Here is a 12260-nt window from a genome sequence, read left to right on the forward strand (position 1 = left end):
GTATGGACGATATTCCGCGCTCGGACCCGCTTGCGGCCGTCTCGCCGCTCGACGGACGGTACGCGGGCCGCACCGAACCGCTGGTCCCGTACGTGAGCGAGGCGGCGCTGATGCGCGCGCGACTCCGCGTCGAAGTCGAGTATCTGGTGGCGCTCGCGGATCTCGACGCGACGCCGCTGTTGCTCTCCGACGACGACCGCCGCGACCTCCGGGCGGTCGTCGAGGGGTTCGGCGCCGACGACGCCCGATTCATCAAGCGCCTCGAGACCGAGGGGGCGGACGGCTACGCCGCCACCAACCACGACGTGAAGGCGGTGGAGTACTTCCTCCGGACCGAGACACGGGCGGGGGTCCACCCCTGGATCCACTTCGGGTTGACCTCCGAGGACGTGAACAACCTCGCCCACCGGTTGCTGGTCGGCCCCGCGGTCGAGGAGGTCCTCCTGCCCGAACTCGCCGGTGTCCGCGACGAACTCGTCGATCTCGCCCACGAGTACCGCGACACGCCGATGCTGGCCCGGACGCACGGCCAACCCGCGACGCCGACAACGTTCGGCAAGGAGATGGCGGTCTACGCCGCGCGGCTCGGAACCGCAACGGGTCGGATCGCCGGGGCCGCCGACGGTCTCGCCGGGAAACTCGCCGGCGCTTCCGGCACGTACGCCGCCCACGTCGCCGCCTACCCCGACATCGACTGGCAGGCGTTCTCGCGGTCGTTCGTGACCGACCTGGGGCTCGGTCACACACCGCTGTCGACACAGGTGAATCCCTGCGACGACCTCGCCGCGCTGTTCGACGCGTTCCGCGGCGCCAACAACGTTCTCTTGGATCTGGATCGCGACGTCTGGCGCTACGTCTCCGACCGGTATCTCGGTCAGGAGGCGTCGGCGGGCGAGACCGGGTCGTCAACGATGCCGCACAAAGTGAACCCCATCGACTTCGAGAACTCCGAGGGAAACCTCTCGAAGGCCAACTCCGATCTTGAGTTCCTGGCGGACTACATCACCACCTCACGACTCCAGCGGGACCTCTCGGACTCGACGGTGAAACGCAACATCGGCGCGGCGTTCGCTCACTGTCTCGTCGGGTACGGCAAGACCGGGGCGGGCCTCCGAAAGGTCGTGCCCAACGAGGCCGTGATGCGCGAGGAACTTGACGCCCACCCGGAACTCATCGGGGAGGCCGTCCAGACCATCCTTCGTCGGGAGGGCGACACCGACGCCTACGAGCGGGTCAAACAACTCACGCGCGGGCAGGACGTGACGCTTGCGGATTTCCGGGCACTCTTCGACGACCTCGCGGTCGACGACGACGTCCGCGCGGAACTCCGGGCGCTGTCACCCGCCGAGTACGTCGGGATGGGCGACGAACTCGTTGCGGAACTGGACAGCTCGTAACGCCAGATAATTAACTCGCAACGAAATAAATCTTTTATTCGTGCGGGTGGTATGCGGGTGTATGCAAGCCATCGCGGTCGAACAGGGGCGGGGCAGGCCGGCGATCCGCGAACGGGAGCGACCGGACCCCGCTGCCGGCGAGGTGTTGGTCCGGACACTCCGGGTGGGTGTGGACGGAACCGACCACGAGGTCATCGCCGGCACTCACGGCGAGTTCCCCGCGCACGAGGAGTACCTCGTGTTGGGCCACGAGGCAGTCGGCGTGGTCGAAGACGGCGGCAGCACACGGTTCTCCGCGGGGGACGTCGTCGTGCCGACGGTTCGTCGGCCCCCGCCGGGGGAGGAGAACGGCTACTTCGAGCGCGGCGAACCGGACATGGCACCCGCTGGGCAGTATCTCGAACGCGGGATCGTGGGCGCTCACGGATACATGGCTGAATACTTCGTGACCGATGCGGCGTTCCTACTCGAGGTTCCGCCGTCGCTCGCGGACGTCGGCTTTCTTGTCGAGCCCCTCTCGATCGCGGTGAAGGCGGTCGAACTCGCCACCGCGTCGCGGTCGTCGTTCACCTGGCACCCCGAGTCCGCGGCGGTGCTTGGGAACGGGAGCTTGGGGCTGCTCACCCTCGCGTACCTGAAACGCGTCAAGGGGTACGACCGGCTTTACTGCGTGGGGCGTCGTGACCGGCCGGACCCGACGATCGATATCATCGAGGAGTTGGGGGCGACGTACGTCGACTCCCGGGAGACGCCAGTGTCGGAGATTCCGGACGCCCACGAGCCGGTCGACTTGGTGTTCGAGGCGACGGGCTACGCGAAACACGCCTTCGAGGCGATCGACGCGCTCGCGCCGAACGGGGTCGGCGCACTGCTGGGCGTCCCGGAGCCGTGGGAGTTCGAGGTCGACGGCGGGCGGCTCCACCGGGAGATGGTGTTACACAACAAAGCGCTCGTCGGCAGTGTTAATTCCCGGGCGCGGCACTTCGAGGCGTCCGCGGAGGCGTTGTCGGCGTTTCCGGGGTGGTTCTTCGACCGGCTTGTGACCGGAATCTGTGGCCTCGACGACCTCGCAGCGGCGTTCGACGACGACGATACCACTATAAAAACCGCCGTGCAATTCAGCGAGTATGAAGAACGTCGATGACCTGATCGCGAGTGCCGCCGAGCTCGCCGAGCGGGGGCTGTCGAAAGGCGAGATCGCGGACGAACTGAACGTCTCTCGGGAGACGGCGAGTTGGCTGGTCGAACGCGGCGGGTCGGGGGAGGCCACGGTGGCCCCCACGCCTGCGGAGCCGACCGGCGCCGAGAGCGGCCCGCACGACATCCACGTCGACTGGAGCGCGGTCGGGCGCGACTCCCGACGGCTCACGCAGGTGGGTCGGGCGATGGCGGACCTGCTGTCGAAGCAGGGCGAGGCGGTCGACCTGACGATCGGGATCGAGAAGGCGGGCGCGCCGCTGGCGACGGTGGTCTCTCAGGAACTCGACACCGACCTGGGGTCGTACGCCCCCGCAAAACACCAGTGGGATGACGGCGATATCGACGACCTCGGGGGGTCGTTCTCCCGGAACTTCGCGGGGATTCGTGGCCGGGAGTGCTACGTGGTCGACGACATTGTGACCTCGGGAACCACGATGCGGGAGACCATCGACGCGATCCGTGATGAGGGCGGCCACCCGGTTGCGTGCGTTGTCGTCGTCGACAAACAGGGCATCGAAGCCATTGAGGACGTCCCGGTGTACTCGCTGATCGACGTCGTCCGCGTCGGCGACAAGTGAGTCGCGAGCGGCGGGCGACACCCCAGGCCGCGGCCCCATCGTGACGCTCAGGGACACAACCCATTTTACTGCCGGCGTTCTATGGCGTGGTATGACGTTTCAGCCCGAGGCGGACCTGAGTGCGGATGAGGTACAGACAGCTGTCGACGACGCCATCGAATCGAACGACGTCGTGCTGTTCATGAAGGGCAACCGGCTGATGCCACAGTGTGGCTACTCCCAGCGCGCGGTGAACCTCATCTCCCAGTACGTCGAAGAGTTCGAGACCGTTGACGCCCTGCCGGCTCTCGGGGAGTACCGGGCGGCACTCGAAGAACACAGTGGGTGGGAGACCATCCCGCAGACGTTCGTTGACGGGGAGTTCGTCGGCGGCAGCGACATCCTGGCGGAGCTCGACGAGCGCGGCGAACTCGAAGAGACCCTAAACGCTTAACGGCCACGTCGCGGCCGGCAAAGAGTCCGGGAGTCCGGGAGTCCGGGAGTCCGGGAGTCCGGGAGTACCCCGGTCCTCGGGACCACTGACGGTCATCCGCCGGCACCCACGCGAGAGCGACGGCCGCAGCGACCGCTGGGCGGCGAAGGGCCACACACATCGATCGTAGAGGGGAAGTCATGTGGCATCCTCCTCGCCCTGGAGGGCAATGTTTTAGCCTCGCAACATCCATAAGTCCGGGGACCCTATTCCCACATAGGTACCGACGTCACGTCGCGTCCAATTCGTACGGGTACCACCCCACACAACTATGTCAGGCCGCGTATACCGACTACACTCGACACTGGAACTGCCCCTGGAAGATGTCGAAGAGTACCTGAACGGTGCCCCGGAGCTGCCCCCCGAGGTCGACGACGTGGAGGTGACCCGCCGCAACAACACGCTCATTCTCAAGGCCGTCGCCGCGGAGGACAACCTCAGCAAGTACACCCCGACTGCCCAGCTGAAGGCCAGTATTACCGAAAACCGTGTCTACGAGGAGGAACCCCCACGGGCCGGAGCGCCGCGGTGGGAAGAAGAAGAAGAGGAGATCCCCTCGGAACTCGTGGAGTTCGCGTGTTTCAAAGGCGACCGCGAGACCGTGTTGCAGAACACCGCGCTCCAGTACCCGATGTTTCTGGTGCTCCGGGAGATCGCGTTGCGCGCTGAGAAGGGGACGCTCACCGCGATCACCGAGGTCGACGACGAACTCGGAGCCCACCGGATCGTGGAAGGAGAAGAGCGCCCCGCGAGCATCGAGGTCGTCGAGAACCCCGCACAGAGCGAAAGCGGCTCTAACGGCGTGAACTGGCGGGACAACAAGTTCATCTCGGACTGAACCACAGTCGGTAGCGGGTCGGTCGCGTTCTGCTCGCTGACAGTATCTTGATCCCCGTTCCGTCCGCGACGCTCGAGTGTACGTGGGGACGCGCCGCCGCTGGGGCGTTCGAGACAGCCGCCGGTTCAGTTCGGAAGCGAGAGCTCCGAAGCGACCGACGCGTCGTCGGCCAGCGACTCAATGTCGGGGGGGCCACCGTCGGTGCGGGTGGCTTCGACCAGCGTCGCGAGCGTCCGGAGCGGAAGCTGCCCCGGCGCGTATTCGCTGTCGTCGTCTTGCAGCGGCGCGTACCCCAGCTTCGAGCCGTAGACGTGGCCGATCACGCGGGTGTGGCTCCCGACCTCGCCCATTGCGATCCCCGCGGCGTCGATCCCGGCCTGGGTGGCCTCGTGGAGCGCACGCAGGAGCGTGAGGGCGTCCGAGAGGTCTTCGGGGTGGGTCGCGACCTTTGCGACGTCGCCGTAGCTGTCGCACTGCTCGAGTATCGCGGTCAAGACCTCCCGTTCCGGCGTCGCGTCGAAATCGTGGTGCGAGACGATGAGGTCCACGTCGTTCCCGCGGAACTCCCCCACGAGCCACTCCTTGGCCCGGACGGTCTCGAGTTCGAGGTCGACGTACTCGACGGCGTCGAACCGGGAGGCGGCGAAGAGGATGTCCAGCCGACCGGTGTCGCGGGCCTTGCCGCCAAACCACCGGTTCCGGTTGGTGGCGACGACCGGAAGCTCGCCGTTGTAGGCCTCGAGCTGTGCGATCGGGTCCGTCGCCTTGTCCATCCGGAATTCGACGAGATCCGCCGCCCCACGGGCGTCCGGCTCCCGGGTGAGGTCGTTCGTCGTGGCGGCGAGGGCGAAGCCGTCGAGGGTCATGCCACTCGGTATCACCCAGTTGCACATAAATTTGCTTGTGGGGCCGAAGCGGCCACCGATCGCAGCGCCCGTCGCCCGTCAGCGGGGGAGGTGAGTGTGAACGGTGTCACCGGGAGCTGACGGTTTAATACGACACCGGAGGAATACACGGCTGTGATCGATCGGGAACGGATACGGACCACCGACCGGATGACGGTCGCACTCGATGCGGTCGAGGCGGGGATCGACGCCGCCAGCCCCGAAAACGTGCTCCGGGACAGCATCAGTGTCACGGACGGGATGCTCACGATCGGCGACTCGGCGTTCGACCTCTCGGGCTACAACGACGTGTTCGTCCTCGGCGGCGGCAACGCCGCGGGCCGGATCGCGAGCCACCTCGCGTCGGTGCTGGGTCCGACCCTCTCCGGCGGTGTCGTCGTGACCGACGATCCCGTACCCGCCGGACCGGTGGATGTCGTCGAAGGCACCCACCCCGTGCCGAGTGCGGCCAACCGGGACGGCGCGCGCCGGCTGCTCGAAGCCGCCCGGGCGGCCGGCAGCGACACCCTCGCGGTGGTCGCGGTGACCGGCGGGGGCAGCGCGCTGCTGGCCGCGCCCGTCGAGGAGGTGTCACTCGCTGACCTCGGAGGACTCACCGACGCTTTGGTCCGGTCGGGCGCACCGATCGACCGGATCAACGCCGTCCGAAAGCACGTCTCGGCGGTGAAAGGTGGTCGCCTCGCTTGTGAACTCGCGCCGGCGACGACGGTCGGCGTTGTCTTCAGTGACGTGACCTCCGACGACCCGTCGGTGATCGGGAGCGGCCCGCTGTCCCCGGATCCGACGAGCTACGACGACGCCCTGGCGGTCCTCTCGGCGTACGGCGTCGACGCACCCGAATCGGTGACCCGACACCTCCAGCGAGGGGCGGCCGGCGAGGTCGGCGAGACCCCCGGCCCCGGCGACTCCGCCTTCGACGACGTATCGATCCACATACTCGCGGACAACGCTACCGCGACCGCGGCCGCCCGGGAGGTCTGCGCGGCGGCGGGGTTCGAGCCGCTCGTGCTGTCGTCGTCGATCCGGGGGGAGTCCCAGGCCGCCGCGGTGACCCACGTCGCGGTCGCCGAGGAGATTCAACGGCGCGGTGACCCCGTGGAACCGCCGGCTGCGATCCTCTCGGGCGGGGAGACAACCGTCGCAGTCGGGGACGGGGACGGAACCGGCGGCCCGAACCAGGAGTTCGCGCTACGCGCCGGGGTCGACCTTCCGGCGCGGACGGTCTGCTGTGCCGTCGACACCGATGGGCTCGACGGCTCGACCGACGCCGCCGGCGCGATTGTCGACCCCGACACGGTCGACGACGCACGGCGCGCCCGGGCGGCGCTTGCGGCACACGATGTCCATGGCTACCTCGACGAACGCGACGCCGTGGTCCGGACCGGCGCGACCGGCACCAACGTCAGCGACCTCCGGGTGCTCTTGGTGCCGGAGTGACCAACCTCATTCGGTCCCGGCGTCGCCGAGCGCGGAGGTCGGGAGGTCGTCACCCTCGATCCCCGCCTCAACGTTCGCCGCCGTCATCTCGGCCATACGATCTCGCGTCCCGACGCTGGCGCTCCCGATGTGTGGCGTGACCACAAGGCGCTCGGGGGCGTGCCGAAGGATGGGGTGGTCGCCGGGGAGCGGCTCGGGGTCGGTGACGTCGAGCCCTGCACGACCGATCCACCCGCGCGCTAACGCGGTGTCCAGGGCGTCGGTGTCGACGACCCCACCGCGGCTGGTGTTGATCAGGATCGCGTCCTCCGGCATCCGCCGGAACTCCGCTTCGCCGAGGAACCCCGCCGTCTCCGCGGTCAGCGGGACGTGCAGCGAGACGAAGTCGCTCTCCGCGAGGAGTTCGTCGCGGCCGACGAAGGTGGCGTCGACCCCGACCTCGGCGAGTTCGGCCTCCCGATCGGGTTTGCGGGTCGGTCCGGTGTACAGCACGTCCACTCCGAACCCGGCACCGCGCCGCGCGACCGCGGTCCCGATTTTCCCGAGACCGACGATCCCGAGCGTCGCGTCGTGGACGTCCGCCCCGGTCAGGAGTCGCGGTCCCCACGTCTCCCACTCGTCGGCGTCGACGTACGCGTGCCCCTCGACGGTGCGGCGGGCACAGGTCAGAAGCAGCGCCCACGCGAGGTCCGCGGTCGTCTCGGTCAGGACCCCGGGCGTGTGGCCGACGGCGATGTCGCGCTCGGCCGCGGCGGCGAGGTTAAGATGGTCGTACCCCACCGAAAAGGTGCTAACGACCGAAAGGTTCGGGGACGCATCAAGCACGTCGGCGTCGATATCGTCCGAGAGGAGACAGACCAGGCCATCAGCGTCCAGCGACGCCAGTTGTGCTTCGATGTGCTCGGTGGCGGGCGGGAGTTTCCCGTCCCAGACCACGACCTCGTATCGCTCCCGGAGTCGATCGAGTCCAACCGCCGGAATCTGACGGGTAACGTAGACTGTCGGCGTTTCGGGCATCAGTTCCGTATCGCCGGCGGGCTTCTAAACGTCTTCGAACGGACCGGCGACAATCGGGGTCGCCAACCCGAGGGTAGTATAGTAGCGTTCGGAACGGGTTGCTCAGCAGATCGTGCGACCGCGTGTGACCAAATGAGTACAGACTCGCAAACGCTGCGATAGACAGCACCAACCCGAGTCACAAGACATTTATTACGTCTAATTAGATGTAATTACGCTATGACAGACGACTTCCCCGACTACCTCGAGGTCGACTACACCGACGGCGAGGGCGAGGCGCCGGGGGACTACCCCGCGGTCGAGAACAAGATCGAGAAGGCGATCGAAGTCACGAAGCGCGGCCTCGAACAGTACCACACCCCCGCAGTAATGTGGACCGGCGGCAAGGACTCCACGCTCACGCTGTACTTCATCAAGGAGGTTGCAGAACGGTTCGACCTCGACGTTCCGACCGCGGTGTTTATCGACCACTACCAGCATTTTGACGAGATCCACGACTTCGTTGATCGGTGGGCCGAGGCGTGGGACTTAGACGTTGTCTACGCCCGCAACGAGGACGTCGGCGCCTACGTCGACGACCACGGTCTCGACCCCGGCGACGACATCCCGGTTTCGGCGCTCTCGGAGCACAATCAACACCACATCCGCGACCTGCTGGAGTACGAAGACGATTCTTTCCCGTTCCTGCTCGACACCTACGTGGGCAACCACCTGCTGAAGACGGTCGCGCTGAACGACACGCTCGAGTCCCACGACATCGACGGCGTGATCTCCGGCGTCCGATGGGACGAACAGGAGGCTCGCGCCGACGAGACGTTCTTCTCGCCGCGGCACGACCCCGACATCTACCCGCCCCACGACCGCATCCAGCCCATTCTCCAGTTCGAGGAGGCCGCCGTGTGGGAGGCGTTCTGGAACTTCGTGGTGCCGGACACCGTCGAGGGCTTCCCCGAGGACGGGTACGTCCCGCAGAGCGCCGACGACCTCCCCGACGGCATCACGATGGACGACATCCCCATCTCGCCGAAATACTTCGCGGGCTTTCGGTCGCTCGGCAGCGAGGTCTCGACCGACAAGACCACCGAGGAGCCCGCGTGGCTCCAAGACATGGAGAACACGACCGAGCGCGCGGGCCGCGCCCAGGACAAGGAGGACCTGATGGAGCGGCTCCGCGACCTCGGCTACATGTGAGGACGGAGTGAACCGCCTCGGGGTCAAGCCCCGTGGGATTCGCCTCGACAGCGTGTAAATCACCTTCTGCCGGTCGCGTTCAGCCAGGAGCGTCGAGGCCGGGAGCGACCCGGAATCCCCCACCGGATCTCTCTGACGGGGCGGACGCCGACGACCAGGGTCGTGGGTGAGTGACGCCTCGACAGCGGGATCGAGCCGGCACGGTCCGCCACCCCTTTGTGAACCCGTCTCCAGGACCCGAGCGATGACGACGCCCACGATCCAGACCACCCACGTCGGGAGCCTGCCCCGGTCGACGCGGCTTCGCGACCTCCTGATCGACACGGCGGGGCACGACGAATCGGCGTTCGAAGAAGCGGTCGCGGAGTCGATCCGCGAGGTGGTGCGCCGACAGTCCGAGGTCGGTATCGACATCGCGAACGACGGCGAACAGAGCCGGATCGCCTACTCCGTCGACGTGACAAACCGACTGTCGGGGTTCGGCGAGGGCACCGTCGAACGGGCGTGGCCCTCGGATCTGGACGACTACCCCGAGTACGCCCGGGAACTTCTGGGCGGCACCGAGAACATCGGCGGCCCGGTCGCGACGGGGCCGATCGAGTACGTCGGCGGGGACGCGCTCCGTCGCGACCTCGCGCGGTTCGACGACGCAACCGACGCCGAGGGCGTCGAGTTCCCCGCGCGATTCCACACCGCGCCGTCGCCGGGGGCGGTCCTCCGGTTCACCGAGACCGCACACCACGGTTCTCTGGAGGCGTACCTCTTCGACCTCGCCGACGCGCTCAAACCCGAGTACGAGGCGATCGCGGAGACGGGTGCGATCCTCCAGATCGATGCGCCGGACCTGCTCGCGGGCTTTACGCTCACGTACAAGGACGACTCGGTCGCGGCGTTCCGCGAGCGGGTCGAAACCCACGTCGACGCGCTGAACCGCGCGCTCTCGGACATCCCTGACGAACGGATCCGGCTCCACGGCTGTTGGGGGAACTACGAGGGGCCGCACCACTGTGACGTCGCCCTGGAGGACGTGCTCCCGGCGTTCTACGAGGCCGACGTGGGTGGGCTGGTCGTGGAAGGCGCGAACCCCCGGCATCAGCACGAACACCGAACGTTCGCCGAGCACCCCTTACCCGACGGGTGGCGGCTGATCCCGGGTGTGATCGACGTGAAGACAAACGTGGTCGAACACCCCAAGGTCGTCGCCGAACGACTCGAGCGGTTCGCCGACGCCGTGGGCGGCCCCGACCGGATCGTCGCGGGCGCGGACTGCGGGTTCGAGACCGTCGTCGAAGGCGCGAACGCGGTCCACCCCGAGATCGCGTGGAAGAAACTGGAGGCGCTCGTCGAGGGCGCCGAGTTGGCGTCGGCGCGGCTGGCGTAGGGGCGGGTCGCGACGGACGGTGCGGGGAGTTTTGGGTTCGGATCCGCGTATCCGGGTATGGCGACAATCAGCGAGACGTTCATCGAAAACCGCGAACGGATCCAGCCCAATGACACCAACAACTACGGCAGCGCCCACGGCGGCAACATCATGCACTGGATGGACGAGGTCGGCGCGCTGTGTGCGATGCGGCACGCCGGCGAGACGTGTGTGACCGCCTACGTCAACAACCTGGATTTCAAGCGTCCGGTGCCGCAGGGCGACACCTGCGTCATCACGGGCTACGTCTACGCAACGGGCCGAACCAGCCTCCGCGTCCGGCTACAGGCGTTTCACGAGTCTCCGCGAACCGGCGAGCGCGAGCAGACCACCGACTCGTACTTCGTGTTCGTCGCCACCGACGAAAGCGGCGATCCGACGCCGGTCCCGGAGCTCGAAGTCGGGTCCGAGCGGTGTGAGACGCTCCGGGCGGCGGCGTTGGCGGGCGAAGGTCGGGAGTGAGCCCCCGGCCGGACGGAGGGAATCGCTTAAGTCCGTTAGTACCCACCCACACGGTATGAACGGAGCATCGTCCGCAAACCGGGTGGTGCGGGCGTGAGCGTCAGCCATCGGGTCGATTCCGACCACCAGCTCGCCCGTCTCCTCCAGATCGGGATCGTCCTGGAAGAGGTGGTTGAGGCCCGGTCGTACCACCACTACCAGTCGCTCGACGACGAGCCGCGGCTCGACCCGGCGATCGAGTCGCTGCTCGAAGACGCCGCCGATGAGTCCGCGAACCACCGCGAGCGCCTGGAGGATCTTGTCGACCAACTCGATGCCGAGAGCGTGCCGTTCGAGCAGATCGAGGCGCTCGTCGAGGCCCAGTACGGCGCGACGGAACCGGAAGATTTCGACGACATCCTTTATGACCAGCTCTGTAACGAGGAGACCGCGTACAAGTTCTACGACGACCTCGTCGGCGCGCTTCGGGCGTCGGAAGCGTCGTTCAGTATCAGCCGCGACCGCCTCATTGATCTCCTCGTGGAGATCCGCGAGGAGGAGGCGCAAGGCGTCGAAGAGGTCACGAAGCTCATGAACACCCGGCAATGAGACACACCACAACGCGCGACGGGGGGAAACGATGAACACGGCCGACCAGTATGTCAAGGCGATCTATCTGCTCCAACAGATGGAAGACGGGCCGGCGTCGACGGGCGCGCTCGCCGACCGGCTGGACGTGAGCCCCGCCAGCGCCAACGAGATGATCGGAAAACTCGAGTCCCGCGGGCTCGCGGAACACGAGAAATACAAGGGCGTCACGTTGACCGATGAGGGGATCGTCAGCGCCCGCGATGCGCTCCAGACGTACTGCATCATCGAGCGCTTCCTCGCGAACGTTCTCTCGGTCGACGAGTTCCGCTCTGAGGCCCGCGAACTCGAACCCGTCATCGACGACCTTGTGGCCGAGCGGTTGGACACGATCATCGACCGGAACCCCAACTGCCCGGACTGTTTCGACCCCGAGGCTGACGCGTGTTGCCACCTCGAGGTCGTTGCCGAGCACGTCGAAGCCGGGGAACAACGGGCGGACTGACAGGGGTATCGGGGGTTCGAGGCGAAGCCCACGGGGTTACACGGTGGGGTGAAACCCGCTATTGGAGTCGGGGACCGTACTGGTGTGGCGTGTCGCCGCCGACGGCGCGGCGACCCGATGGGTTTTCAAAGATCCCGGTGTGAGTCTCAAATGAAGTCCCGTGGTGTAGTGGCCAATCATGTGGGCCTTTGGAGCCTACGACGGCGGTTCGAATCCGCCCGGGACTATGCTGTCCGAGCGAAGCGAGGACTGCTCGTCAGACTGTGGATTC

At 67.0% G+C, this 12260-nt stretch carries 13 protein-coding genes and 1 tRNA gene; 12 read left to right on the forward strand and 2 right to left on the reverse strand.

Annotated elements, in window-relative coordinates:
* The first annotated feature begins 2 nt into the window (after nt 1-2).
* The 5 genes from purB (at nt 3) to IEX72_RS09815 (ending at nt 4485) form a co-directional block, all read left to right on the forward strand.
* Nucleotides 3-1397, forward strand: a complete 1395-nt coding sequence (purB, locus tag IEX72_RS09795) for an adenylosuccinate lyase (RefSeq protein WP_188787198.1) — start codon at nt 3-5, stop codon at nt 1395-1397.
* Nucleotides 1398-1458: 61 nt separating this feature from the next.
* Nucleotides 1459-2541 (forward strand): glucose 1-dehydrogenase, encoded by a 1083-nt coding sequence (locus IEX72_RS09800; protein WP_188787199.1) that lies wholly within the window; start codon nt 1459-1461, stop codon nt 2539-2541.
* Nucleotides 2525-3175, forward strand: coding sequence for a transcriptional regulator GfcR (gene gfcR, locus IEX72_RS09805; protein ID WP_188787200.1), 651 nt, complete (start codon nt 2525-2527; stop codon nt 3173-3175). The genes IEX72_RS09800 and gfcR overlap by 17 nt, the downstream gene beginning before the upstream one ends.
* A 91-nt stretch (nt 3176-3266) precedes the next feature.
* Nucleotides 3267-3608: a glutaredoxin family protein gene (locus tag IEX72_RS09810; RefSeq protein ID WP_188787201.1), complete on the forward strand. Its 342-nt coding sequence runs from the start codon at nt 3267-3269 to the stop codon at nt 3606-3608.
* A 310-nt stretch (nt 3609-3918) separates the two neighbouring features.
* Nucleotides 3919-4485: a DUF7110 family protein gene (locus IEX72_RS09815; RefSeq protein WP_188787202.1), complete on the forward strand. Its 567-nt coding sequence runs from the start codon at nt 3919-3921 to the stop codon at nt 4483-4485.
* A 125-nt stretch (nt 4486-4610) separates the two neighbouring features.
* On the opposite strand, the gene IEX72_RS09820 is transcribed toward IEX72_RS09815, so the two are convergent.
* Entirely contained in the window at nt 4611-5258 is a 648-nt protein-coding gene (locus tag IEX72_RS09820) for a type I 3-dehydroquinate dehydratase (RefSeq protein WP_229663814.1), read from the reverse strand.
* A gap of 282 nt (nt 5259-5540) precedes the next feature.
* Between IEX72_RS09820 and IEX72_RS09825 the strand changes: the two genes are divergently transcribed.
* Nucleotides 5541-6827: a DUF4147 domain-containing protein gene (locus IEX72_RS09825; RefSeq protein ID WP_188787217.1), complete on the forward strand. Its 1287-nt coding sequence runs from the start codon at nt 5541-5543 to the stop codon at nt 6825-6827.
* 6 nt (nt 6828-6833) lie between these two features.
* On the opposite strand, the gene IEX72_RS09830 is transcribed toward IEX72_RS09825, so the two are convergent.
* Nucleotides 6834-7844, reverse strand: coding sequence for a 2-hydroxyacid dehydrogenase (locus IEX72_RS09830; protein ID WP_188787204.1), 1011 nt, complete (start codon nt 7842-7844; stop codon nt 6834-6836).
* 219 nt (nt 7845-8063) lie between these two features.
* Here IEX72_RS09830 and IEX72_RS09835 point away from each other — a divergent pair, with 219 nt between their 5' ends.
* The 6 genes from IEX72_RS09835 (at nt 8064) to IEX72_RS09860 (ending at nt 12216) form a co-directional block, all read left to right on the forward strand.
* Nucleotides 8064-9035, forward strand: coding sequence for a phosphoadenosine phosphosulfate reductase family protein (locus IEX72_RS09835; protein ID WP_188787205.1), 972 nt, complete (start codon nt 8064-8066; stop codon nt 9033-9035).
* Nucleotides 9036-9279: 244 nt separating this feature from the next.
* Nucleotides 9280-10416: a cobalamin-independent methionine synthase II family protein gene (locus IEX72_RS09840; protein WP_188787206.1), complete on the forward strand. Its 1137-nt coding sequence runs from the start codon at nt 9280-9282 to the stop codon at nt 10414-10416.
* A gap of 57 nt (nt 10417-10473) precedes the next feature.
* Nucleotides 10474-10917, forward strand: a complete 444-nt coding sequence (locus IEX72_RS09845) for an acyl-CoA thioesterase (RefSeq protein ID WP_188787207.1) — start codon at nt 10474-10476, stop codon at nt 10915-10917.
* A 93-nt stretch (nt 10918-11010) separates the two neighbouring features.
* Nucleotides 11011-11505 carry a ferritin-like domain-containing protein gene (locus tag IEX72_RS09850; RefSeq protein ID WP_188787208.1) on the forward strand — a complete coding sequence of 165 codons (495 nt, stop codon included), beginning with the start codon at nt 11011-11013 and terminating at the stop codon, nt 11503-11505.
* Between the two features lie 31 nt (nt 11506-11536).
* Nucleotides 11537-11989: a metal-dependent transcriptional regulator gene (locus tag IEX72_RS09855; protein ID WP_188787209.1), complete on the forward strand. Its 453-nt coding sequence runs from the start codon at nt 11537-11539 to the stop codon at nt 11987-11989.
* 154 nt (nt 11990-12143) lie between these two features.
* Nucleotides 12144-12216 (forward strand) — tRNA-Gln (locus tag IEX72_RS09860).
* Nucleotides 12217-12260: the final 44 nt, after the last annotated feature.

Origin of the sequence: Halobellus salinus (assembly GCF_014646875.1) — an archaeon.
Lineage (GTDB): Archaea > Halobacteriota > Halobacteria > Halobacteriales > Haloferacaceae > Haloquadratum > Haloquadratum salinum.